The organism is Phascolarctobacterium sp., from assembly GCF_045124115.1.
Classification (GTDB): Bacteria; Bacillota; Negativicutes; order Acidaminococcales; family Acidaminococcaceae; genus Phascolarctobacterium_A.
The window spans coordinates 62,986-87,136 of record NZ_JBGVLF010000044.1 but is presented as its reverse complement, the minus strand read 5'-3'; the positions used below and the strand labels follow the sequence as shown (position 1 = coordinate 87,136).

Annotated in this window: 20 protein-coding genes and 1 pseudogene; 2 read left to right on the top strand and 19 right to left on the bottom strand. The window is 47.5% G+C overall.

Annotated elements, in window-relative coordinates:
- Positions 1–436: 436 nt before the first annotated feature.
- Positions 437–1,552 (bottom strand): MGDG synthase family glycosyltransferase, encoded by a 1,116-nt coding sequence (locus ACJMM4_RS06570; protein ID WP_405381594.1) that lies wholly within the window; start codon positions 1,550–1,552, stop codon positions 437–439.
- Between the two features lie 176 nt (positions 1,553–1,728).
- Between ACJMM4_RS06570 and ACJMM4_RS06565 the strand changes: the two genes are divergently transcribed.
- Entirely contained in the window at positions 1,729–2,781 is a 1,053-nt protein-coding gene (locus ACJMM4_RS06565) for a nicotinate phosphoribosyltransferase (protein WP_405381596.1), read from the top strand.
- Positions 2,782–2,848: 67 nt separating this feature from the next.
- Positions 2,849–4,075 (top strand): [FeFe] hydrogenase H-cluster maturation GTPase HydF, encoded by a 1,227-nt coding sequence (hydF, locus tag ACJMM4_RS06560; RefSeq protein WP_405381598.1) that lies wholly within the window; start codon positions 2,849–2,851, stop codon positions 4,073–4,075.
- 309 nt (positions 4,076–4,384) lie between these two features.
- Here the strand turns inward: hydF and ACJMM4_RS06555 are convergent, their stop codons facing one another.
- The 18 genes and pseudogenes from ACJMM4_RS06555 to xseB form a co-directional block, all read right to left on the bottom strand.
- Positions 4,385–5,338, bottom strand: a complete 954-nt coding sequence (locus ACJMM4_RS06555; protein ID WP_405381600.1) for an L-lactate dehydrogenase — start codon at positions 5,336–5,338, stop codon at positions 4,385–4,387.
- 39 nt (positions 5,339–5,377) lie between these two features.
- Complete coding sequence (gene larA / locus ACJMM4_RS06550; protein WP_405381602.1) at positions 5,378–6,676, bottom strand: nickel-dependent lactate racemase; 1,299 nt, start codon at positions 6,674–6,676, stop codon at positions 5,378–5,380.
- Between the two features lie 97 nt (positions 6,677–6,773).
- Positions 6,774–8,231 carry a TrkH family potassium uptake protein gene (locus ACJMM4_RS06545; RefSeq protein ID WP_405383673.1) on the bottom strand — a complete coding sequence of 486 codons (1,458 nt, stop codon included), beginning with the start codon at positions 8,229–8,231 and terminating at the stop codon, positions 6,774–6,776.
- 17 nt (positions 8,232–8,248) lie between these two features.
- Entirely contained in the window at positions 8,249–9,706 is a 1,458-nt protein-coding gene (locus ACJMM4_RS06540) for a TrkH family potassium uptake protein (RefSeq protein WP_405381606.1), read from the bottom strand.
- 5 nt (positions 9,707–9,711) lie between these two features.
- The gene (trkA, locus tag ACJMM4_RS06535; RefSeq protein WP_405381608.1) at positions 9,712–11,055 is read right to left on the bottom strand and encodes a Trk system potassium transporter TrkA; all 1,344 of its coding nucleotides are present in this window, start codon (positions 11,053–11,055) and stop codon (positions 9,712–9,714) included.
- 146 nt (positions 11,056–11,201) lie between these two features.
- Complete coding sequence (tsf, locus tag ACJMM4_RS06530) at positions 11,202–12,083, bottom strand: translation elongation factor Ts (RefSeq protein ID WP_405381610.1); 882 nt, start codon at positions 12,081–12,083, stop codon at positions 11,202–11,204.
- A gap of 32 nt (positions 12,084–12,115) precedes the next feature.
- Positions 12,116–12,853: a 30S ribosomal protein S2 gene (gene rpsB / locus ACJMM4_RS06525; RefSeq protein ID WP_405381612.1), complete on the bottom strand. Its 738-nt coding sequence runs from the start codon at positions 12,851–12,853 to the stop codon at positions 12,116–12,118.
- A gap of 232 nt (positions 12,854–13,085) precedes the next feature.
- Positions 13,086–14,012, bottom strand: coding sequence for a calcium/sodium antiporter (locus ACJMM4_RS06520; RefSeq protein ID WP_405381614.1), 927 nt, complete (start codon positions 14,010–14,012; stop codon positions 13,086–13,088).
- Between the two features lie 601 nt (positions 14,013–14,613).
- Positions 14,614–15,672, bottom strand: a pseudogene (locus ACJMM4_RS06515) (carboxylesterase family protein); the annotation flags it as partial.
- Positions 15,673–15,682: 10 nt separating this feature from the next.
- Positions 15,683–16,579 carry a DMT family transporter gene (locus ACJMM4_RS06510; RefSeq protein WP_405379292.1) on the bottom strand — a complete coding sequence of 299 codons (897 nt, stop codon included), beginning with the start codon at positions 16,577–16,579 and terminating at the stop codon, positions 15,683–15,685.
- Between the two features lie 29 nt (positions 16,580–16,608).
- Positions 16,609–17,169 (bottom strand): NUDIX domain-containing protein, encoded by a 561-nt coding sequence (locus tag ACJMM4_RS06505; RefSeq protein ID WP_405379294.1) that lies wholly within the window; start codon positions 17,167–17,169, stop codon positions 16,609–16,611.
- Positions 17,170–17,181: 12 nt separating this feature from the next.
- Positions 17,182–18,870, bottom strand: coding sequence for a DNA repair protein RecN (gene recN / locus ACJMM4_RS06500; RefSeq protein ID WP_405379291.1), 1,689 nt, complete (start codon positions 18,868–18,870; stop codon positions 17,182–17,184).
- A 14-nt stretch (positions 18,871–18,884) separates the two neighbouring features.
- Positions 18,885–19,337, bottom strand: coding sequence for an arginine repressor (gene argR, locus ACJMM4_RS06495; protein ID WP_405379290.1), 453 nt, complete (start codon positions 19,335–19,337; stop codon positions 18,885–18,887).
- A 36-nt stretch (positions 19,338–19,373) separates the two neighbouring features.
- The gene (locus ACJMM4_RS06490; protein ID WP_405379289.1) at positions 19,374–20,234 is read right to left on the bottom strand and encodes an NAD(+)/NADH kinase; all 861 of its coding nucleotides are present in this window, start codon (positions 20,232–20,234) and stop codon (positions 19,374–19,376) included.
- On the bottom strand, positions 20,224–21,057 hold the full coding sequence (locus ACJMM4_RS06485; protein ID WP_405383671.1) for a TlyA family RNA methyltransferase: 834 nt from the start codon (positions 21,055–21,057) through the stop codon (positions 20,224–20,226). Before ACJMM4_RS06485 ends, ACJMM4_RS06490 begins: the two co-directional genes overlap by 11 nt.
- A gap of 1 nt (position 21,058) precedes the next feature.
- Positions 21,059–22,960, bottom strand: a complete 1,902-nt coding sequence (gene dxs / locus ACJMM4_RS06480; protein ID WP_405383669.1) for a 1-deoxy-D-xylulose-5-phosphate synthase — start codon at positions 22,958–22,960, stop codon at positions 21,059–21,061.
- A gap of 60 nt (positions 22,961–23,020) precedes the next feature.
- Positions 23,021–23,896 carry a polyprenyl synthetase family protein gene (locus ACJMM4_RS06475; RefSeq protein ID WP_405383667.1) on the bottom strand — a complete coding sequence of 292 codons (876 nt, stop codon included), beginning with the start codon at positions 23,894–23,896 and terminating at the stop codon, positions 23,021–23,023.
- Positions 23,896–24,150, bottom strand: a complete 255-nt coding sequence (xseB, locus tag ACJMM4_RS06470) for an exodeoxyribonuclease VII small subunit (RefSeq protein ID WP_405383665.1) — start codon at positions 24,148–24,150, stop codon at positions 23,896–23,898. Before xseB ends, ACJMM4_RS06475 begins: the two co-directional genes overlap by 1 nt.
- Between the last annotated feature and the right edge of the window lies 1 nt (position 24,151).

Below are 24,151 nucleotides of genomic sequence, written 5' to 3'. Positions count from 1 at the left end.
AAACACAAATACAGTAAATATATTATGCGTTATTATGCAGTCAGGACTAACCTACTCGCCTCAGCCTTCATAATATGCAATTTTCTTCATTATAATGAAGAAATAAGTATAGGTCAAGTGTTTTTAAAAAGAGGCTGGGACAAAACCAGTCATCGTTACCATATCCCTAGACGAATCATTGCGATTTTAGCTCACCACCCCCTGTCATCTCGCTACGCTTCAATGACATCCCACTAGATAGGGGGAACGAGGCACTATAATCTATTTTTCCGTAAGAATACTTAAAGCATCTAGTAGACAAACGGAAAAACACCTAAAGTGTCTCGGCTCCCCTGTTAGGGGAGCTGGCACCCATACCACTTTTAGTGGTGTGGGTGTCTGAGGGGTTATAAATGAGCGTTAAAAATCGCACGTGAGTCGGAATATGGTAACATGACTACACATGTCCTAGCCTCTTCTCTAATTGCGTTAATATATATGCTTTTATATCATTGGCAGCCTGCGGTTTGGCGTGCTCATTTAAGTGTGTGTTTTTCTCGCTATTCACAGCTTGACGCACAAATTCCGTCAGTTCCGCCAAGTTATGCGCCACATGGGCGCCGCAGTTGGCAGCGAGGAAGCGGGCGTTGCCCTCCTCCTGTCCAGGCAGAGGCTTAAAAATAATAAAGTCCAGCCCCACCGCCAGCACCTCGGCTGAAGTCAGTCCTCCTGCTTTAGTAATAATCATATCCGCAGCAGCCATCATCTTAGGCACGTCCTCGCGGAAACCGTAAATTTCTGCAGTGTCGCCAAAACGCTGCTTTAAAGTTGCCGCCATTTTCTCGTTGCGCCCGGTCACTGCCACAAGGTGCAGGTTGTTTAGCTGCGCCCCTTGCAAAGCGTTCATAATGTCGTCCATAGGTAATAGGCCCTCGCCACCGCCCATGAGCAGGCAGACGCGCTGCTCCGCGCCCCAACCATAATCAGCACGGCAGGCTGCTTTATCAAGGTTGAGGAAGGCTTGGCGCACAGGGATGCCTGTAGCCTGCACATCACAGCCCATGGTAATCTTATCCCGTAGCAACTCGTCACCAATAAAGTAGGTGTCCACACCTTCGCAGAGCCACCAGCGGTGAATGGTGTAGTCCGTCACCACAGCACCCAGCCAAAGCTGGGGATGCTGCTTCTTATAGCAGCCAATGATGCCTGCAGGGGTAGCGTGGGTAGCGATAACGGCGTCAGGACGCACTTTTTCCAAATACCCCTTGCCCAGATATGCAAGCACATTGTTCAGTGCGCTACGGAGCCATAGAGAGCCTCCCTGCTTGTTGCCCCACTTATAGGCAAGCTCATACAGCCATGGGCAGCAATCCAAAATCCACAAATAGGATTTCAAAAAAGCTGTACCTAAAAAGCCGGGGAAGAAGTCGAAGATATTGCCATGAACTACCCGCAGCCCCGGAACCTGCTCCAGCACCTGCACCAAAGCCTCCGCTGCCAGCTTGTGCCCCGAACCGATGGGCGCCGAAAGCAGCAGCACTGTTTTATTTATCTTATCCTTATTTTTCGTCATCTAGATGCACCTATCAACACTCCCTGTTATGCACTGAAACATCATGTTTGTGCAATCAGAGTGTAAAAAAATTCTTTAAATCACTTGAATAACAAGCGTTATTATTGTATCATATTTCTTATAACATTCAATCATTGATTGTCAAATTCTGAGAAAATTTTTGGGAGGCTCTGCAAATGACGAACAGAAGACCTGTGGAAAGCTTTTCCTTTCCTGTAGAAAAAATTAAAGCCGGTTACTACACCGATGCCTATTTCCTGCGTTCTGAAGAAATTCTCAACGGCGACAATTATCATCCCCGCGTACTGATGCAGGTATTTGCCCGCGACCACGTAGTTGTGTGCGGTACTGATGAAGTAATTGCGTTAATTAAAACCTGCGCCTTCCATCCGGAAAATATCGTGATTCATGCTCTCCGCGACGGTGAAGAAGTTGATGAATGGGAAACCGTGATGACCATTGAAGGCGACTATGCAGATTTCGCTCATCTGGAGACTATTTATTTGGGCATTTTGGCGCGCCAAAGCCGCATTGCTACCAACGTACGCCGCGTAGTCAAAGCAGCCAACGGCAAACCTGTACTGTTCTTCCCTGCCCGCTACGATATTTACCAAACCCAAGAAAGCGATGGTTATGCAGCTATGGTTGGCGGCATTACCGGTTTCTCCACCGATGCTAACGCTTTGGCATACGGCGGCAAAGGCTTGGGCACCATCCCCCACGCTCTCATTGCTTCCTACAACGGCGACACTGTAGCAGCAACGGAAGCTTTTGACAAATATGTTGATCCGTCCATCGCCCGTATTGCGCTGGTTGACTTTGATAACGACTGTGTCAACACCTCTTTGGCAGTTGCCCGCAAGCTTGGTAAAAAATTGGCAGGTGTACGCTTAGACACCTCCGGCAGCATGGTTGACAAGAGCCTGTGGACCCAAATCGGTACCTTCAAACCCACCGGCGTTTGCAAAGAACTGGTTTGCAACGTACGCCGCGCGCTTGATGCAGAAGGCTTCAACCATGTGAAGATTATTGTTTCCGGTGGTTTCGATGCTCCCCGCGTAGCAGCTTTTGAAGAAATGGGCGTTCCTGTAGACACTTATGCTGTAGGTTCTTCCTTCTTCGACGGCAACATCAACTTCACCGCCGACATCGTTAAAGTTAACGGCAAGGACTGCGCTAAAGCAGGCAGAAAATACAACCCCAATCCTAAGATGGAATTAATCGATTAACCCTAGTTTTTACAAGCACCGTCGCTTTTGGCGGTGCTTTTTGTCTATATGCGAAGGAGGTTTTACTATGAGTTTGAACACTACCCCCGCTGCCGAACGTATCCACATCGGTATTTTCGGCAAGCGTAACGCGGGCAAATCCAGCCTGATCAACGCCGTTACTAGTCAGGATCTGGCAATCGTCAGCGAGCAGAAGGGCACCACTACGGACCCTGTTTATAAAGCTATGGAATTGCTGCCCTTGGGGCCTGTGATGATCATCGACACCCCGGGTATTGATGACGAAGGGGATTTGGGCCAGCTTCGCATCGAAAAAGCTTACCAAGTGCTGAACAAGTGCGACATCGTACTTTTAGTAGTGGATGCCCAGACTGGCATCACCAAAGAAGATAAAGAGCTATGGGCGAAGGTACAGGAGAAAAACTTGCCCGGCATTGTGGTTTTGAACAAAGTGGATTTGCTCAGCGAAATGCAGCAGGCAATGCTGACTGTTGCCGCCATGCAGCTGACTAAGCATTGCTATCTGGTCAGTGCTGAAACAGGCTTTAATATTAAGGGTCTGAAAGAAGCCATTGCCGCCCTCAAGCCCAAGGAAACGGAACGCCAACTGGTAGGCGATCTGCTGCATCCTTATGACGTAGTTATCCTTGTTACCCCCATTGACAGCGCTGCGCCCAAAGGTCGCTTGATCCTGCCCCAGCAGCAGGTACTGCGCAATGTATTGGACAACAACGCTATTGGCTTAGTAGTACAGGAAACGGAACTTGCCCAAGCACTACTGAAACTGGTTGAGCCACCCCGCCTAGTAGTTACAGACAGCCAAGCCTTTGCTAAAGTTGCCCAAATCGTTCCACCCAACGTACCCCTCACCTCTTTTTCCATCCTCATGGCTCGCTATAAAGGTAGTTTGGAGAATGCAGTACGGGCAGTGCGCACTTTGGATACGATTCAAGACGGGGACAAGATTCTCATCAGCGAAGGCTGTACCCACCACCGCCAGTGCCAGGATATCGGTACGGTGAAAATGCCCGGGTGGATCCGCCAATACACCCGGGCAGAACCAGAGTTCTGCTTTACCAGCGGTGGCGAGTTCCCTGCGGATTTAAGCGAGTACAAGCTGGTGGTACACTGCGGCGGCTGCATGCTCAACGAAAAGGAAATGCTGCACCGCAACAAGGTAGCGTTGGCACAGGGCGTGCCCATGACCAACTACGGCATCGCCATTGCCTATATGCACGGCATCCTGCAGCGCACTGTATCTCCCCTGCCGGACATCGCCAAACTGTTGGAGTAAGTTGTGAAGCTGAGATAAAAACGGTCATCTTTACCATATCCCTAGACGAATCATTGCGATTTTAGCTCATGAGTGCTTAGAATCACAGAAGTGAAACGTACCGAGGAGCAACATATTTTGCGAACAAGATTGGCCGCGAATCTTCGTTGTGATTCTGCACGAAATGAGCGTTAAGAAATCGCGCGTGAGTCGGGATATGGTGACATGACCATATAGATCAAAAGTTCATTTAATACACATAATACAAAAATCACGTAGACACCGAATTGGTATCTACGTGATTTCTATTTTTAGCCAATTAGTTATGTTTTACTCTGCAGCGGGAATGGTTGCGGCAGTAGCAATGTTCTTGCGTACATCATCGCAGCAACGATGGAAATCTGCCTTTTCCGCTTCTGTCAAGGGCAGCTCCAGCACGCGCTCTACGCCGTTCTTGCCAATGAGACAGGGAACGCCAACGAAAACGTCATGCTCGCCATATTCGCCATCCAGTGCAAAGCTTGCAGGCATAATGCGTTTTTCGTCGTTCAAAATGCAGCGAACCATGCGGGCAGCAGTGGAGCAAATACCGTATTCAGTGCAGCCCTTGCCGCTATAGGTTACCCAGCCGCCGCCAATAGCTTTCTTCTGCAGTTCCGGCTTGTCAAAAGCAAAACGTGCATCAGTCTTTTCCAGTACGCTCAGGGGCACGCCGCCAAAGCTTACGCAGGACCATGCAGCCATTTGGCTGGCACCGTGTTCGCCAATCATATAAGCGCTGATGGATTGATGAGCAACACCGGTTTGTTGGGATAATTGACTTACTAAGCGGGAAGTATCCAGACCGGTACCGGTACCGAAGATATGACCTTTGGGCAGACCGATTTCTTTCGCCAGCAAGTCAGTAATAACATCACAGGGATTGGTAATATTGACGATATAACCCTTAAAACCGCTTGCTTTTACCTTTTTAGCATAACTCTTTACTTGAGCAGCAGTATAGTTCATTTCATCCAGACGGTTGCCGGTAGCACACAATGTAATATCGCCAATGCAGTTGACAATAACGTCGCAATCACCTAAATCAGCGTAAGTGCCGGGAGTAATGGTGACAGTATGGGGGCAGTACATCAAAGCATCGCGCAAATCTTGGGTTTCGCTGGCAACTTTCCCCTCTTTAGGGTCTACCAATACCAATTCGTTAGGAATACCTTGGATAATCAAGCTATAAGCAACATGGGCACCAACATGTCCCAAACCAATAATACCAACTTTTTTCTTCATTTCATTCGTCTCCTCTCATTTGACCAAATCTACAAGCTTTTATTTCTTCAAAATAGGTAAAGTTGCACTAGCATGACCCATAATGGTAATAGTATAGTCCTTCTTGCCTTGCTGTGCCAGTTTTTCCTGGGCCAAATCCCATGCTTCCTGCAAAGTCTTGCAAGGAACATGACCGGTCTTCTTAACGAAATCGAAGTTTTCTTCACGAGTTACCAAATAAGCAGTTACATCGTTGACGATGCAGCGGGATTTAAAAGCAACGAAAGCAGGAATGGTAAAGTTAGCACGAATATCTTTTTCAAACTGCTCCATATCGTTGCGGCTGAAGCAATCGGTAAAGATAGCAGGTTCTTTAATATCAGGGCAATCCAAAGTAAAGATCATGATGCCGCCCTTTTTCACTGCAAATTGAGCGTTCATGTGGCATTTAGTTGCTTGGTACAGGTTCAAATCTTTGGGATAACCACCGGCGGAAGCAATAACTACATCAGCCAATTGGTTGATTTCCACACCGCTCATTGCCAACAGATCCTTACAGCCTTTTGCCCAAGCCTCGTACCAATGACCGGCAACAATTTCGCTGATTTCACCATCAGGAGTGAAAACAGTGTTCAACAGGAAATCAGGATCCAGCAGTGCAGCGGACTCCTTCATATCTTGGTGGATGGGGTTGCCTTCCAACAGGCTGGCATCGCAAGCCTTGTTGCAGCCACCACCTTCCACAGGGGACATGGTCATGCAATGGTTATGCATAATGCTGTCGTAAGCAGCAACGCCGGGCATAACTGCCTTGCGACCACCGCCAAAGCCCGCAAAGGGATGCAGAGTAACAGCACCGGTCAAGATAACGCGGTCAGCGTTAGCAACGTATTTGCTGATAGCAACTTCGTTACCTACGGAAGTTTTACCTAAAGTAACCATATCTTCTTTTTTACGGCTGTCATGCTGGATGATACGCAGACGTTTTACCATTTCTTCGCCGCAAACAGTAATATCTTCTTCATGGGTGTGCCCGCGATGGGTACCGGTAGCAACAACTACAGTAATATCTTCGTCCTTAACACCTACACTGTTCAACTCTTCCACAATAACAGGCAGGAACTCTGCGGTACCGCACAAGCGGGTAATATCACTGATAACGATGGCTACGGATTCACCTGCATGAACTATTTCACGCAAGGGTTTGGTACCGATAGGATTACGAATTGCTTCTAAAGCTGCAGCTTTAACATCGGGGCAGACGGTGGCAGCATTGCCGTGTATATCATAGATTACGTGTTCTTCCGGCAGCAGCACTTCTTCTTGGCGTTTGCCGATAGGCAGATAATATTTTTTCATATCGAAACCTCCAATAAAAAAACAATACGCTTCTATTATACTCCTTTGCAGGAGAAAATAAAAGCGTATTTGTGTTCAGCGAAAAAGTATACAAGGATTACCAGCGTTTGGTACTCTTCCAATATTCGCTACGCAAGAGCGCCAAAGCAGTGAACAGCTCCAAACGTCCCAAAAGCATAGCCAAAGCCATAGCTATTTTACCAAGGGCGCTGACGTCCGCATAGGTGCCTGTAGCACCGATGGAGCCGAATGCAGGGCCAACACTGGCTACGCAGGAAGCAACGCCAAAGATGGCCTCTTCCACCGGCATACCGCCCAAAGTAACCAGCAGCGTCAGCAACGCTACAACTAGAATATAGACGAAGAAGAAACGGCTGATATTGGTTACAGTAGCAATGGGCAGTCTAGCCTTACCGTAGTAAACATTAAGCAGCATTTGCGGATGCAGAGTACGGCGCAGCTCCGCCCCCACGGTCTTCATCAGCACGATTAAACGGCAGATTTTGATGCCGCCTGCGGTAGAACCGGCGCAACCACCAGTAAAGTACATAGCACCAAGCAGCAGTTTGGCAAAGGACGGCCATTGGTCATAATCGTTGGCCACAAAGCCTGTGGTACTACCGAAGGAAGTGACATGGAACAAGGCTGCTCTAAAGCCCTCCTCTACGCCATAGCCTGTAACAATAACAATGTTAGCGGCAATCAGCACGGTAAAAACTAACATCATAATGATGTAGATTTTAAATTCCAAATCCTCCCACAGCGCCTTGAATCCGGTCTGGGTTACTTGGTAGTACACAGCGAAGTTGCCTGCGGCCAAAAGCATAAACAAGCTTAAAGTGTACTCAATCATGGGACTAGTGAAATGAGCGACGCTGTTGTTATAAGGAGAAAAGCCGCCTGTAGCGATACAGGAGCAAGCATGGTAAACAGCATCATAAACACTCATGCCCTCACCTGCCAAAAAGCCTGTAAGGATAATGGTCATCAAAAGATAAATATAGAACAGGGCAATAGCAGTTGTACGGATGCGGGGAAGAATACGGCTGTTAGAAAAGCCTGTAACTTCCGCATTAAAAAGATATACCGCACTGCCTGCGATTTGGGGCAGCAAAGCAACGAAAATTACGATGATGCCGATACCGCCAATCCAATGGTTCATAGCGCGCCAAAACAGAATACTCTTAGGCAGCACTTCTAAATCACTAATAGCCGTAGCACCGGTAGTAGTCAAGCCGGACATAGCTTCAAAATAAGCGCTAACAGGATCAAGGACGCCTAGAAGGCTAAAAGGAATACTTGCCAAAGCCGCAGCCAGTACCCACGTAAAGAATACCGTACCAATGCCTTCACGCACAGTAATATCCTTATGGGAAGTTCCCCTACCGTAGCAATCTAACCCATAACCTAAACCTACAGCAATGGCGATGGAAAGCATAATCTCCTTATAGCAGTCCTCGCCATAGTAAAATGCCAACAGGAGCACAATAAGCTGGGCCAAGCCCATGCCAACTGATATTTTGCCTAAAAGGTATGAAATTACTTTAGTATTCACAAATAAGCCCCCACAAATTACCAGTTTTTCTTATCGCGCCAAAAATCAGGACGCAAAATCGCCAGCAATGTAAAAATTTCCAAACGCCCCAAAAGCATAGCCAAAATGCTGATAAAACGCGCCCAATCAGGCAGCATGCCGTAGGTAGCAGTGGGACGCACTACGCCAAAAGCAGGGCCTACACTACTCATGCAGGCTGCAATAATACCGATGGACTCCATTACTGCAATGCCCGACAAGGAAATTAACACCGTAAGCACTACAAAGACCAGAATATAGAGAAAGAAAAAACGGGTAATATTACCAACTACTACAGGGTCGATTTCCCGTTTCCCCATTTTTACGGAATAGACAATACGCGGATGCAGTGTACGCAAAAGTTCCGCCCAAGCAGCTTTGAGCAAAATAACCACGCGAGAGATTTTGATACCGCCGGCAGTGGAACCGCTACAACCGCCCACGAACATTAAGAGCAGCAAAATATTACGGCTAAAGCTGGGCCAATCGTTAAAGTCATCGGAAGCAAAGCCTGTAGTGCTACCAATGGAAACTACTTGGAAAAAACCGTGGCGCAAGCTGTCAGCAAAAGGCATATAGCCGCTGAAATAAAGATTAATAGTTACTAAAACCGTTGCTACAGCCAACAAGCCCAAATAATAATGGTGTTCGCTGTCCTCCAGCACAGACTGCCAATCGCGACGCCAAATCTTATAGTACAAAGAAAAGTTCATACTGGAAATCAGCATAAAGGTAATAGCGATTACTTCTACAAACACGCTGTGGAAGGAAATCAAGCTATCATGGTAGTAGGAAAAACCACCTGTCGCCATAGTTGCCAGCGCCAAGTTAATTGCTTGGAACAAAGGCACCCCTGCCACAAGGAGCAGCACAATCTCCAGCATGGTCAAGGAGATATAGATGGTCAGAATCAAAAGTGCAGATGCTTTAATCTTGGGCACAGTACGCTCCGCCATACCACCGGGCAGTTCCGCATTGAAAAGATAGCTGGTACCGCTGTTCATTTGGGGCATAATGATGATAAAAAGCATAATTACGCCGATGCCGCCGGTCCAGTGCGTCAGACAACGCCATACTAAAATACTGGGTGGAAAATCATTAAAGGAACTGGCGGTAGTAACGCCTGTAGTCGTAAAGCCGGAGACGCTTTCAAACAACGCTGCCAAAGGGTCGGCAGGGTTCAACAGCAAATATGGTACTGCTCCCATAAAGCAAACTAAAAGCCAGCCGCAGCCAACAACAGCGATAGCCTCGCGGACGCGCAAACGCTGGTGCAGGCGGGATTTGCCATAGATGCTGAAAATCGATGCAACAGTCGCTACAAAGACTAAAGTAACAGCAAAAATCCACATGTGCTCAGGGTCGTAAAACGCCGCTGCAATTAAAGGAATCAACATGACCAGCCCAAAAGCGATAGTCAGCTTTCCCAACAAACTATTTACTAACTTTGAGTCCATAGCAATCAGCCTCGGCCTTCAAACAGAGGCACTGTATTTTTAGCAAGTTCACTCTTAATAAAGAGGATAATACGGTCATCCGCATGGAGAATCGTATTACCATTAGGAATATAGGCTTCGTTGTTGCGGACGATAGCGCACAGCAAACATTCTTGGGGCAGTTTTAAATCGCGGACAGCACGACCGTCCACATCACTGTTTTTACCCACAATGATTTCCAATGCTTCCGCTTGAGCACCTTCCAACAAGGATACGGACACAATACCGCCCTTGCGGACGAAACGCAACACCTCGCCGGCACTGAGCAGACGGGAGGACAGTACGATATCTACGCCGACTTTTTCCATCAGTTCGATGTATTCGTTACGGGCAACACGAACGATGGTCTTGCGGGCACCCAGATGCTTAGCAAGCTGTGCCAGCAACAGGTTCAACTTATCGTCCTCAGTCAAGCAGATTACTACATCTGCTTCGGCTACGCCTTCTTCCGTCAGCAAATCGATATCTGTACCATCACCGCACAACACCAAGCCGTTCTTCAGCTTGGATGCCAACATTTGGCAGCGCTCCTTGTCCTTTTCAATAACCTTGACCTGAATGCCTTGTGCCTCCAGCAAAGGCGCCAAGAAACGACCGGTACGCCCTGCGCCGATAATCAGCACACGCTCCAATTGCTCATAAGTATTGGAGAAATTATTTTCAAAATCACGGATGGCTTCCTGCTTGCCAACAAAATACACATTGTCCCCGGGAAGCACGTAATCGTTACCACGGGGGATAATCATACGGTGGCGGCGGAAAACCATGGCCATCAAAATATCCTTAGGAATATTCAAATCCTTCAAGGGAATGTTGACAAAGGGAGAATCTTCCTTGACCTTGGCTTCAAACATACGCACTTTGCCGTCAGCGAACTCATCTACGTTCAAAGCAGAAGGCGTCATAAGGATATGGTCAATTTCCACAGCAGTAATACGCTCAGGATTAATGACTAGGTCTATCTTCATATCTTTGTTCAACATTTCGGGAGCATGAATCGCATATTCTACATTACGAATGCGCGCTACCGTATGCTTAATGCCATGGTTCTTCGCCATAAGGCAGGTTACCATATTTACTTCGTCACTGTCAGTACAAGCAATTATAACATCAGCATCAGCAACATCAGGATCGGCAAAGGTCGTAGGACTGCAGGAGTTGCCTTCGATTGCCAAAACGTCCAAAGAGTTTTGTACTACCTCCTTGCGCTTGGGGTCACTCTCCACCACTACAACATCAAATTGATCTTCTGCCAGTAGTTGGGCAATGCTGTAGCCAAGCTTGCCGGCACCGGCGATAACAATACGCATTTTGAAAGCTCCTTTATCTCGCTAATATTTCAATTGAGAGAAAATTTTATACCTCACTGTATTATAGCACATTAGCTGTTGCAAAAACAACAAAAAGAAAAACCTGCATCCTTTTGGATGCAGGTTTAAGAAACTATGCTGTTTTATTAGCCTTTGATTTGGGACATAACTTCTGCAGCGAAGTCTTCTTGTTTCTTTTCGATGCCTTCGCCCAGTTGGAAGCGTGCGAATTCAATAACTTCAGCGTTGTTAGCTTTCAACAGTTTAGCGATGGTTTGATCCGGATCTTTAACGAATTCTTGATCAACCAGGCATACTTCTTTGTAGTATTTGTTGATGCGGCCCAGAACCATTTTTTCAATGATTTTTTCGGGTTTGCCTTCGTTACGAGCTTGTTCGGACAGAACTTCTTTCTCGTGTTCCAGTTCAGCAGCAGGAACTTGAGAACGTTCCAGATAGCTGGGGTTAGCAGCAGCAACATGCATAGCAATGTCTTTGCCCAGTTCTGCACTGCCACCGTTCATTTTTACCAGAACGCCGATTTTACCGCCGCCATGGATGTAAGCAGCAACCAGACCTTCCGGAGCTTCGTACAGAGCGAAACGACGAACGGAAATCTTTTCACCAATCTTAGCGATTGCAGCGGTAACCAGAGCTTCTACGGTTTGGCCTTCGATTTCGGATGCCAGCAGAGCTTCCAGGTCAGCCGGTTTAGTAGCTACGATATGAGCAGCGATTTTTTCAACCAATTCTTTGAAACCATCGGTTTTAGCAACGAAGTCAGTTTCGCAGTTAATTTCTACAACAGTACCAACTTTGCCGTCTTCGCTGATAGCATAGCCAACAACGCCTTCAGCAGCGATGCGGCCTGCTTTTTTAGCAGCAGCAGCCAGACCTTTTTCACGCAGGAAGTCGATTGCTTTGTCCATATCGCCTTCAACAGCGGTCAGAGCTTTTTTGCAGTCCATCATGCCTGCGCCGGTACGTTCGCGCAGTTCTTTAACCAATGCAGCAGTAATTTGTGCCATGTGTAATTCCTCCTTGAATTTGAAAGAATAAATTATTCAGCGTCTTCAGCGGTAGCTTCTTCAGTAGCAGGAGCTTCTTCGGTTTGCATACCTTGACGGCCTTCCAGAACAGCGTCAGCCATTTTAGCGGTCAACAGTTTTACTGCACGGATAGCGTCATCGTTTGCGGGGATTACATGATCGATTTCGTCGGGATCGCAGTTGGTGTCAACGGTAGCAACGATAGGAATGTTCAGTTTGTGAGCTTCCAGAACAGCGATGTGTTCTTTGCGGGGGTCAACGATGAACATAGCGCCCGGCAGTTTTTTCATATCTTTAATGCCGCCCAAGTATTTGGTCAGTTTTTCCATTTCGTGTTTCAGGCCGATAACTTCTTTCTTCGGCAGAACGTCGAAAGTGCCGTCAGCTTCCATAGCTTCCAGTTTGCGCAGACGGTTGATACGGGTTTGGATGGTTTTGAAGTTGGTCAGCATGCCGCCCAGCCAACGTTCGTTAACGAAGAACATGTTGCAACGGGTAGCTTCTTCCTTCATAGCTTCTTGAGCTTGTTTTTTGGTACCAACGAACAGAATGCTTTCGCCGGATGCAGCAACTTCACGGATGAAGTTGTAAGCTTCGTCAACTTTCTTCACGGTTTTTTGCAGGTCGATAATGTAGATACCGTTGCGTTCAGTGAAGATGTAGGGAGCCATTTTAGGGTTCCAACGACGGGTTTGGTGACCAAAGTGTACACCAGCTTCAAGTAATTGTTTCATAGAGATAATAGCCATTTTAAATTTCCTCCTGTTTTTTACCTCCGCAGGAATTGGGTTAAATCATCCATAAACTGCGCGGCTGACGCAGACAGCAGACGTATTTTCCTGCGTGTATATTTTTAGACTGAAATATTTTATCACAAAAAACGCTACAGCACAAGTATTTTTTCGTAAAAAGCCTTGTAAACTGTAGCGTTTTTTACAATATGCAACTGTTTCACGCAATCAACTTTTAACTGCGTAAGGATTATAAAAGCTTATAAAAATAAGCAACGTAGCCCAACAGCATCAACGCCCCGCCCCAGCGTGCCAAGCGCTGCTTAGGCAGTACGCACAGCCATAAAAGCACAGCAGCACCAATGGTCACATAGGCATCAAAATGGAAGGCAGGCGCAAAAGGAATATCGATAATCAAAGAGGACAGTCCCACAACAAACAGAATGTTGAATACGTTACTGCCCACAATATTACCGATGGCAATATCCGCATTACCTTTCAAAGCTGCAGTTACAGATGTAAACAACTCCGGCAGGCTAGTTCCCAAAGCCACAATAGTCAGACCGATGAAGCGCTCACTGAGCCCTGCATACTTGGCAATAGCGATTGCAGCGCTAACAGTCATATTACTACCAGCGATAATGACAGCCATACCTCCTACGGTACAGAGCAAACAACGGCTCATAGGAAAACCGTATTCGTCTAAATCATCGTCCACCTTTTCCTTCACCGCCATAGTGTACAGGTACATCAGGTAAACGGCAAAGCACAAGCAAAGCACCATACCATCTGCCAAAGAAATAGTACCATCCATACCTTGGAACAGTAGCAGCCCGCTAATAGCAATCATAAAAGGAATTTCTATCCTTACAGTGGATTTTGCCACTGCCAAAGGAATAATGGCAGCCGCCAATCCCAAAATAACAAGGATATTCATAATGTTACTGCCGAGGATATTACCAATAGTAATGTCTGCATTACCCTTCATGGCTGCAGCGATGCTTACCGCTGCCTCCGGTGCACTGGTGCCCATGGCAACGATGGTGAGACCGATGACCAGTTGCGGTATGCCGAATTTGGCAGCAATGCCTGCAGCACCTTCTACGAACCAGTCCGCACCTTTACCTAACAGCACAAAGCCTAAGGCGAGCAGAAAAAATTGTAAAAGCATTTCCATCTGCTTACTTCTCCCACAAATCTACATTTTTATATTCTTCATCCAGCCTACCGCTGAACCAGCGACCGTTAAGTACATTGCTGATGATGAAAGCTTTGCTTTCTGCGCTAATGGACTTATCGTTAGCCATTTCCGCCAAAGCACCTGCGTAACTGGTACGGCTGTTGACGCTATAGATACGTGCACTGACCTTGTTGGCATCGAAAACCATTTCCGGACGATATTCCGGATTCCACTTGTTCCAAGTGTTGCCTAAAAGCACAGTGTTAGGATTACCGGTACGCATAAAGGAACTCAAGGAAGCAATAAACGCCCTGCTCAGTTCTTGCGGACCTTTAGCATTCAGCACTGCCGCATCCTTAATAAAAGGTGTTGCCTGATCCGTCAGGAAGGGCAGGAAAATACCGTGCATAGCGCCATTACGCGTTCTGTATTCCTCCCCCACCACCTCGTTGTTATGACCGAAGTCAAAGGTGCAGACATAAATATCTTCTTTATAATTGGGGTACAGTTTTGCCGCAGCATCCTGACCATTAAAGAGGCCATAAAGCAGACTGCCGTATTTGTTGGCAAAACGAAACTCACGGGTAGTGTTTTCATCCTTATTAATTTCGTCCAAACGATATTTAAAATAAGGATCACGGGCTGCGAAAGAGCTAAATTCGTCGGAACTTGCCAGCAGCAGTAAAGGTACGCTGTTAATATTTTTAGTAGCGAAGCCTTTTTTATCCAGCACTTTACCATCTGCATAGAGATGCGGAAAAGCACTCATGCGAATGCCTGCACCTGCCATTACAGGAGCCAGGCGTTCCGCTTTCAGATTATGCAGATAGTTGCGCACTGCTTTTTGCTCCTTGCCCTTGTCCGTCAGCAGCCAATTAGTTGCAGTAATCACGTCCCCTGCCTTGCCATCTTCCACAACCAAAGGCGCCAGTTTCTTAGCGATCACCTTTTGGCTGGCAACAGAATCCGCAGTGGTCAAGCCACCGCTGAAGGAAACTGCCTTGTCAAACTTGCCTTGGAACAAAGGAGAAATTAGCATGGCAAGTACGTCACGTCCGCCTGCAGAAAAGCCGGACACGGTAATATTATTAGGATTGCCCCCAAAACGTTTAATATTGGCTTTAATCCAATCCAAAGCTGCAGCTTGGTCGAGCAAGCCGTAGTTGCCGCTCTCTTCCTCCGCACTACCTGTTTGCAAAGCAGGCAGATTATTGAAGCCCAGCAACCCCAAACGATATTGAATAGAAACGTAAACTACATTGGCCTCTTGGGCAAACTTATTGCCCTGCCACATAGCGCTGTTGGAGGTTTGGTTGTTGCCACCATGGATGAACACCATAACAGGCAGGTTCTTCTCCTCCGTATCAGGACGGACGATATCCAAAGTCAAGACGCCCTCCTGACCAATAACAGCTTTACCGTTAAATTGGATGTTAGCAGGAGCTTTTTGGGTGCAATCCAAGGGTGCTTTATGTTTTCTCAAAGCTTTTGGTGCTTGCCAACGCTCTGCATCAGCATAGGGCACCCCCAACCATTCCACAACCTTGTGCTGTTCGTCACAAACACCGGTAACAACACCCTGCTCCGTTTTTACATCAGTACCGAAAACGGCAGCCTCAGCAGCAAAGGAAAAGCCTGCAGCCAGAACAACTGCCATAGCCAAGCTTTTACTGAATATCTTTTTCATTCTTCAACACACCTCTATCTTTGTAATAAAGGAAAATCCCTATACCTAACAAAATCATCAATATGCCTGCAAACTGCTGCAACGTCGGCACCTCTCCTAAAATAAAGAAGCTTAAAATGCAGGTGCCCACTGTTTCTCCCAAAATACTCATGGAGATAACCGTTGCTGCAAGCCATTTCAAAAGCCAATTGAAAATTACTTGCCCTAAAATAGTAGCCACGAAAGCCAAACCCAAAAAGTCCAGCCACGTATTGGTGCTATAGCCTACGAAAGCATCACCGCAAGCCCAGCTGTACAAGCCTAAGAAGAAGGCACCGCTGCTGTAGCCCAAGACGGAGTACGGAATGGCTGCCAGACTTTTGCGTACTTCCTGACCAATGAGAAAATATCCTGCAATGACGGCAGCTGCCACCAACGCCAGAATATCTCCCAGGAAAGCACGCCAGCTAATAGCAAAATCACCCCAGCCAATGACGATACTGCCGCCAATAGCCAAAAGGCAGCCCCACATAGCGGCAGCACTGCAACGTTCCCGCCACAGGATAAAGCTACCCAGAATAGTAAACAAAGGCTGCAGCGTGACAAGTACTACGGAGCTTGCTACCGAAGTAAACTTTAAGGATTCAAACCACAGTACATAGTGCAGCGCCAAGACAAAACCGGAGGCAATGCCTAGAAGCAGCTTGCTGCCTGCAAGCTGCAGGAGCTGGTCCCGCTCTTCGCGGCGCAGCAGTAAAGCGGGCAGTAAGGCCAGCGCAGCAAAAAGCAGTCTGTAAAAAGCAATGATGCCTGACGGTGCCTCTGCCAGTTTAGCAAAAATTGCGGAAGAAGACAGAAAAAACACCGCTGCAAATAAAATAATATACCTAAAACCCATACCTAACCTTAACTAAAAGCAAACGCTATTTATAAAACGCCTGCCGCATACAAAGCACATAAAGATTTAGAGTCATACAATTCGCCTTCGGCTACCATACGGCGCAGTTCTTCCGGTGTAAAGGCTTGCACGCCGATAAACTCGTCTTCGTCCGTATGTTGGGCAAATTTTTCCAATCCCCAAGCTTTATATAAATGAATAATTTCATCAGAAAAGCCGGGAGTGGTGGCGATACTGAGCAAATGCTGCCAATGCTGTGCTTCATAACCGGTTTCTTCGCTTAACTCACGGCGGGCGCATTCCAATTTATCTTCTGCTTCGCCATGGTCCAGTTTGCCTGCAGGAATCTCCCACAGCAAAGTGTTCAAGGGATAGCGGCACTGTTTCACCAGCACCACTCTGCCATCATCGAGCACAGGCACAATAGCCACGGCACCGGGATGGCGGATATATTCACGGGTAGTGTCTGCTCCGTTGGGCAGAGTAACGTGGTCACGCTGCACCTTGAGCAAACGTCCGCTAAAAACTTCTTCATTACTACCATCAACGTAGATTTCATCAAGAGCAGGCTCATGGAATTTTTTCAGCATCATAACACTCCTTTATTTCTGCAGCTGTTGCTTAGTACGGTCAGCAGCCTCCAACAGCTCTGTAGCACTGGCGTAGGCAGCAAGGGAAGTAGTATCCCCCGCCGTCATGCGCACCAACTCCTGCAGCCGTTCGTTATAGTCCAAAACCGTCAGTACGGTAGCAGTACGCCCGTTGGCACTTTGCTTTTCAATATGCAGATGGTTGTCGGCAAAGGCGGCAATCTGCGGCAAGTGAGTTATGCACAACACTTGGCCGACGGTAGCAATAGCAGCAATCTTTTCCGCCATTCTTTGAGCGGTAACGCCGCCAACACCTGTGTCGATTTCGTCAAACACCATAGTACCTGCCAAGCCCTTGTCCATCAGCACCGTTTTCACTGCCAAAGCAATACGGCTCAGCTCGCCTCCGGAAGCAACCTTTTCCAAATCATTGACAGGCTCGCCCAAGTTGGCACTAAAGAGGATACGCACTACATCCTTGCCATGGGGCATAAATTTTTCCGTAGGAGAAATCTTGATTTCAAAACGACCATTGGGCATAGCCAAATCTTGAATATGTTTCGTAATAGCAGCGCTTAAAGCTGTACCGCTGGCAACGCGCTCCTGGGTCAGCACTTTAGCTGCCTTTTCCAATTTAGCCGTAGCCTGTGCCAAAGCTTTTTGCGCACGCTCCAAAGCAGCGGCAATATCCTGCAGTTCAGCTACCTTCAGTTGAGTGGCTGCCAAATATGCTAAAACAGACTCTGTACTACCGCCGTATTTCTTTTGCAAGCGGTAAATAGTATCCAAACGTTCCTGTACTTGCACAGCGCGCTCTTCGTTAAAATCACTGCGGCTCAAGTAGTCTGCCAGTTCAGTACGGCAGTCATCGATGCTGATCCAAGCACTGTCGGCAGCATCGGCGTAGCTTTGCAAACGCTCGTCATACTTGGCGGCATGCTGCAGTTCATCACGCACCTGCGCTAAAAGAGAAAGGACGGCATCGTCCCCGTCCAAAGCTTCGTAGGCTTTGTTGACAGAACGGATAATACGCTCGCCGTTGCGCAGCAAACGAGCCTCCGCCTCCAAGCCTTCTTCTTCCCCTACCTGCAGGCAGGCATCCGTAATTTCTTTGATTTCCCACGCATAGCGGTCTAAAAGCAAATCCTGCTGCTGGCTATCCTGCTCCAAGGCAGCTAACGCTTCCTTGGCAGCTACGTAGGCAGCATAAAGTTCCTTATAATCAGCTAAGGCTTTAGCAAGACCGGAACCGCCAAACATATCCACTAAAAGACGGGGCGCATCAGGTTTAAGCAAAGCCTGGTTCTCGTGCTGACCATGGATATCCACCAAACGGGAGCCCAATTGGCGCAACACTGCCAAAGGCACCTGTACACCATTAACCAAAGCACGGCTTTTACCGCTAGCGCTGACTTGACGCTTTAAGAACAAATCGTCTTCCGCATCAATCCCCTGCTCCGTCAGAATGTTTTTGATATCCTGCTGACCGCTCACATCAAAAACAGCCTGCACCCACAGTCCGTCAGTACCACTGCGCACGTAGTCCGCTGAACCGCGTCCGCCCAACACCATGCCGAAGGCATCTATGAGGATGGATTTGCCGGCACCGGTTTCACCGGTAAAAACATTGAAGCCCTTCGTAAATTCTGCGTGAGCATCCTCTAAAAGGGCAAAATTATGAACATGCAATGACTGCAGCATCTCATCACCTCAGCTTAACGATGATATTCGTGCAGACGTTTCACAAGACTAGTAACGCCTTCCTTATTTTCTGTAGCAATGAACACGGTATCATCACCGGCAATGGAGCCTAAAACTTCCGGCCATTTCATGTAGTCCACAGCAAAAGCTACTGCTTGAGCAGTACCGGGCAAAGTGCGAATTACAACCAGAGTATCGGAATGACGCACACTAACGATAGAATCATGGAAAGTACGGTGCAGTCTATCCAGATTGAGCATCACTCCGTGATCTTTGGGATAGGCGTAATGATAATGACCATTGCTGTCAGGCACCTTCACCAACATTAATTCCTTAATATCTCTAGAAACAGTTGCTTGGGTAACATCAATACCTTGCCCCCGCAATGCGGCAGCCAAATCTTCCTGTGTTTCTATTTTATGTTTGTCGATGATTTCCTTAATTTTTGCATGTCTGGTCATTTTCATAATCATTCACCTCATTTTATCTTCAAAAATTATCAACTAAATATTACGCATAAGTTTCTGCTGCCAAGTCTGGTAGTAGTCGCGACTGGTCAAACGGATAAATTCCATGGTATAGGGACTCTTTTCGATGCGTACCACAGTATCATCCCCCACTTCAATGACGTTCTCACCATCGCATGACAGCATCATCTCTTCACTGCCCGGCACTGCCTTCAGCTCAATGCATTCGGACAAAGGAATAACGAGAGCGCGGGCAGCCAAAGAATGAGCGCACACAGGTGTAATCACGCTTACATCCAGGCCTGGCATTACCAAGGGACCGCCTGCGGACAGAGAATAGGCAGTGGAGCCGGTGGCGGTGGAGACAATCAAGCCATCAGCGTCATAACGTCCGGAAGGCTTGCCGTTAATAAACATCCGCAAATGGGCTAGCTTGCTGAACATGCCCTTGGCAAGCACCAAATCATTGAGCGCATGAGCACTCGCCAATACCTGCTCTCCCTTTACTACAGTAGCCTGCAACATTTTCCTACTTTCTATAGCATAATTGCCCTGTGCCAAGCGGCTGATAGCTTTGCCCATTCCAGGCAGGTCTATTTCCGCCAAAAAGCCCAATTTGCCAAAATTAATACCAAAGGCAGGAACGCCTACCGGTACCAAATAGCGCGCCATTTGCAGCAACGTACCGTCACCACCAAGACTTACAGCGCAGTCCAGCGTTTTTAAGGTCGTCGGCTTGTCCAAATCATAGGCAGCACAGCCATAAGTTTCAGCAACCTGCTGAGGCAGCAAAGGCACTAAGCCCCAATCGCGGCATAGCTCCACAAATTCCGGCAATGCGATGCGTACCTTCTCCTTGCTTAAATTAGGAAAAATACCAAGTCTTTTAGCCTTCATGCTCCGCCTCTGCAGTAGTCTTTTTGTCTAAATCACCATGGCTGCGTCCTACTAGTTCAGATACAAAAGCTTCGCTAATGGCATCATCATCGCCCAAGGTCAGATGCAGCAAATATTCAATATTGCCCTCTGGCCCTTTAATGGGGGAAAAATCCAAGCCGGCAATACCGAAACCTTCCTCCTTAGCGAAAGCAATAACATTATTAATAACTTGCTCATGCACGCGAGCATCGCGCACTACACCCTTCTTGCCCACGTTTTCCTTGCCTGCCTCGAACTGAGGCTTAATCAGAGCCACTACGAAGCCATCAGCTTTCAAAATTTTGTGGACTGCAGGCAGAATCTTATCCAGAGAAATAAAAGCTACATCGATAGTAGCAGCGTCCACCTGCTCTGGCAGGCTGTCTGCCTCCAAATAGCGTACATTGGTGCGTTCCATGTTTACTACGCGCTCGTCGTTGCGCAGTTTCCAAGCCAACTGACCGTAGCCTACGTCGATGGCATAGACTTTAGCAGCACCGTTCTGCAAGGCGCAGTCAGTAAAACCACCGGTAGAAGCGCCAATATCTGCCACAACCTTCCCCTTTACGCTAATAGGGAAAATCTGCAAGGCTTTTTCCAGCTTCAAACCACCACGGCTTACGTAGGGCAGCTTATTGCCCAGCAGACGGATTTGTACGTCAGGAGCAACGGGCGTACCCGGTTTATCTATCTTCTGTTCGTTTACCAGCACCTGTCCTGCCATAATAGCAGCCTGAGCACGGGCTCTGCTTTCGAAGAGAGCCCTATTCATCAGCAGTGCATCCAGTCTTTCTTTCTTCACACTATTCACCCTTTACTAAAGCAGCTGTCTTGCGAACAATACTGTCCACATCCAATTCTAAATCTCGTAAGAGTAACTTTCTATCGCCATGACGGACAAATTCGTCAGGAATGCCCAAAGTCAGCACTTGGCAATGCTGCAGCAAGCCTGCAGTGTTGAGACTTTCCAGAACCGCACTGCCCACACCGCCTGCCAAGACGCCTTCTTCCAAAGTAACGATGGCACCATATTTAGCAGCATGCTCTTTCAGCAGTTCTTCGTCCAAAGGCTTAGCAAAGCGCATATTGACCACGCCTGCACTAATGCCTGCTTCCGCCAGTTTAGCAGCAGCAGCCACAGCGCTGGTTACCATGCTGCCAATGGCCCATAGGCAGACATCCTTGCCCTCGCGGAGCACCTCTGCTTTGCCAATAGGAAGTGTTTCCACAGGCCCTGTAATATCCACGCCCACACCGCTACCACGGGGATAACGGACGGAAACGGGGCCATTGTGCGCAAGAGCTGTTTTCAGCATGTGGCGCAGCTCGTTTTCATCTTTAGGCGCCATAATCGTCATCCTAGGTAAGCTGCGCAGATAAGCGTAATCAAAGACACCATGATGAGTAAAGCCATCATCGCCAACCAAACCGGCACGGTCCAAGCACATGGTTACGTGCAGGTTCTGCAGGCAGATATCATGGAAAATGGAATCGTAAGCACGCTGCATAAAGGTACTATAAATAGCAGTTACAGGTTTCATCCCCGCTGCCGCCATGCCTGCAGCCGCAGTTACAGCGTGCTGCTCAGCAATACCCACATCAAAGAAACGGTCAGGATGATCTTTGGCAAAAATATTCAACCCGGTACCATCAGGCATAGCAGCGGTAATGCCCACGATTTTCTCGTCAGTATCAGCCAAAGCGCTCAATGTCTTACCAAAAACTTCTGTATAAGTGATGGGCGCATTGGGATTAGTAATCTTCCTGCCCGTGGCAATATCAAAAGGACCTGTGCCGTGGAATTTGTTGGGACTTTCTTCCGCAGGCTTGTAGCCTTTGCCCTTCTTCGTCAATACGTGGACGAGGACAGGACCATCAATCTTTTTGGCAGCTTCTAAAACTTCAATCAAGCTTTCTACATCGTGGCCATCAATGGGACCAAGATAAGTAAAGCCCAATTCCTCAAAAATGGAGGTGGGCACCATTAGGTACTTAACACTGCCCTTGAGGCGGCGGATCGCCTTCAGCACATCCGTGCCGAATTCCATGTTCTTCAGCCAACCTTCAATATCATTCTTAATCTTGTTATAAGTTTCCCCTGTGCGCAACTGGTACAGGTATTCGCTCATAGCGCCTACGTTTTTAGAAATAGACATTTCGTTATCGTTCAGCACTACAATCATTTTCTTATGCAGCACGCCTGCATTGTTCAAAGCTTCGTAGGACATACCGCCAGTCATAGAGCCATCGCCAATAATCGCAACTACTTCGTAATCCTCGCCCTGCAGGTCGCGTGCTACCGCCATGCCCAAAGCTGCGGAAATAGATGTGCTGGAATGGCCGGCACCAAAAGCATCATGCTCGCTTTCGCTACGCTTGGGGAAACCGGAAAGACCGCCATATTGGCGCAAGGTACGGAAAGCTTCCCTTCTACCGGTAACGATTTTATGGATGTAGGATTGGTGGCCTACGTCGAAAACAAGCTTGTCCATGGGAGTAGAAAAAACGCGGTGCAAAGCCAATGTCAGCTCCACAACGCCCAAGTTAGGCGCTAAATGACCACCATTAGTAGAAATAACACGAATCATATAGTCGCGAATTTCCACCGCCAATTGCTTCAACTGCCCAATGGACAAAGCCTTTACATCTTCAGGAGAATTAATAGTATCTAATAGGGGATATTTCATTAATTGGTTGTTATCCATATTGCAAGACAAAACCTTTCGTTTTATTACAGATAATATCTGGATTATACAGAGAATGAATTAATTCTTTCTCTTAGTCATCATCTTGGTGATTTGGCGCAAGGGTTCTGCGTTCTCGCCAAAGCTGGTCAGGCACTCCAGTGCTTCGTTAACAGTCTTCTCTGCCAATTCATGAGCAGCCTGCAGACCATACAAGCTTACATAAGTAGACTTGTGGTTCTTCTCGTCGCTACCGATAGGCTTGCCCAATTCTTCCTCGGTACCTTCAACATCCAGAATGTCGTCAGTAATTTGGAAAGCCAAGCCCAAAAGATCAGCAAACTTCGTCAGTGCCAACAGCTGCTCATCCGTAGCACCTGCCAAATGGGCGCCACCGCGGATGGCTGCAATAAAGAGAGCGCCTGTTTTGCCGGCGTGGAGCTTGCGCAGTTCTTCCGGGGTAATCTGCTTGCCTTCAAATTCCAAGTCCAAACCTTGACCGCCTACCATACCGTAGTTGCCTGCACACATAGCCATCTCGCGGACAGTATCAATCAAAGCTTTAGGCTCTACGTTCTTCTGCTCCAGCATAACCTCGAAAGCCAAGGTTAAAAGACCATCGCCAGCCAAAACTGCCATAGCTTCGCCAAAAACCTTATGGTTAGTCAGACGACCGCGACGGTAATCGTCGTTATCCATGCAGGGCAGGTCATCATGAATCAGGGAATAAGTGTGAATCATTTCCAGACCGCAAGCTACGGGCAGATAGTTATAGCCTTTGCTACCCACTGCCTCCGCTGCTGCCATCAACAGAATCGGACGGATACGTTTACCGCCTGCCATCAAGCTGTACTCCATAGCTTCATCAACTTTGGATATACCTTTCTTGGCAATGCGGTTTTTCAAATAATTTTCTACTAATTTACGTTGGTTGTCATAATATGCTGCAAAATCCATTATTTAACCTCCAAGTCTTGGAATGTTTCTAATCTATAGCCATTACCGCCATCAGCGGCAACTATTTTCTCTACTTCCTGTTTAGCTGTTTCCAATTTGCCCGTGCAAATCTGACTAAGTTCAATGCCATACTTAAATACTTCTAAGCTTTCCTCTAAGGACAAGTCACCGCCTTCTAAAAGGCGTACCTGTTCTTCCAATAAAGCCAAAGCTTCTTCAAACTTAATATTTTTCGATATTTTCTTAGTCGCCATC

Coding starts and splice junctions, on each gene's coding strand:
- ACJMM4_RS06570 (WP_405381594.1), bottom strand. CDS start 1,552: ATGACGAAAAATAAGGATAAGATAAATAAAACAGTGCTGCTGCTTTCG.
- ACJMM4_RS06565 (WP_405381596.1), top strand. CDS start 1,729: ATGACGAACAGAAGACCTGTGGAAAGCTTTTCCTTTCCTGTAGAAAAA.
- hydF (WP_405381598.1), top strand. CDS start 2,849: ATGAGTTTGAACACTACCCCCGCTGCCGAACGTATCCACATCGGTATT.
- ACJMM4_RS06555 (WP_405381600.1), bottom strand. CDS start 5,338: ATGAAGAAAAAAGTTGGTATTATTGGTTTGGGACATGTTGGTGCCCAT.
- larA (WP_405381602.1), bottom strand. CDS start 6,676: ATGAAAAAATATTATCTGCCTATCGGCAAACGCCAAGAAGAAGTGCTG.
- ACJMM4_RS06540 (WP_405381606.1), bottom strand. CDS start 9,706: ATGGACTCAAAGTTAGTAAATAGTTTGTTGGGAAAGCTGACTATCGCT.
- trkA (WP_405381608.1), bottom strand. CDS start 11,055: ATGCGTATTGTTATCGCCGGTGCCGGCAAGCTTGGCTACAGCATTGCC.
- tsf (WP_405381610.1), bottom strand. CDS start 12,083: ATGGCACAAATTACTGCTGCATTGGTTAAAGAACTGCGCGAACGTACC.
- rpsB (WP_405381612.1), bottom strand. CDS start 12,853: ATGGCTATTATCTCTATGAAACAATTACTTGAAGCTGGTGTACACTTT.
- ACJMM4_RS06520 (WP_405381614.1), bottom strand. CDS start 14,012: ATGGAAATGCTTTTACAATTTTTTCTGCTCGCCTTAGGCTTTGTGCTG.
- ACJMM4_RS06510 (WP_405379292.1), bottom strand. CDS start 16,579: ATGGGTTTTAGGTATATTATTTTATTTGCAGCGGTGTTTTTTCTGTCT.
- ACJMM4_RS06505 (WP_405379294.1), bottom strand. CDS start 17,169: ATGCTGAAAAAATTCCATGAGCCTGCTCTTGATGAAATCTACGTTGAT.
- recN (WP_405379291.1), bottom strand. CDS start 18,870: ATGCTGCAGTCATTGCATGTTCATAATTTTGCCCTTTTAGAGGATGCT.
- argR (WP_405379290.1), bottom strand. CDS start 19,337: ATGAAAATGACCAGACATGCAAAAATTAAGGAAATCATCGACAAACAT.
- ACJMM4_RS06490 (WP_405379289.1), bottom strand. CDS start 20,234: ATGAAGGCTAAAAGACTTGGTATTTTTCCTAATTTAAGCAAGGAGAAG.
- dxs (WP_405383669.1), bottom strand. CDS start 22,960: ATGGATAACAACCAATTAATGAAATATCCCCTATTAGATACTATTAAT.
- ACJMM4_RS06475 (WP_405383667.1), bottom strand. CDS start 23,896: ATGGATTTTGCAGCATATTATGACAACCAACGTAAATTAGTAGAAAAT.
- xseB (WP_405383665.1), bottom strand. CDS start 24,150: ATGGCGACTAAGAAAATATCGAAAAATATTAAGTTTGAAGAAGCTTTG.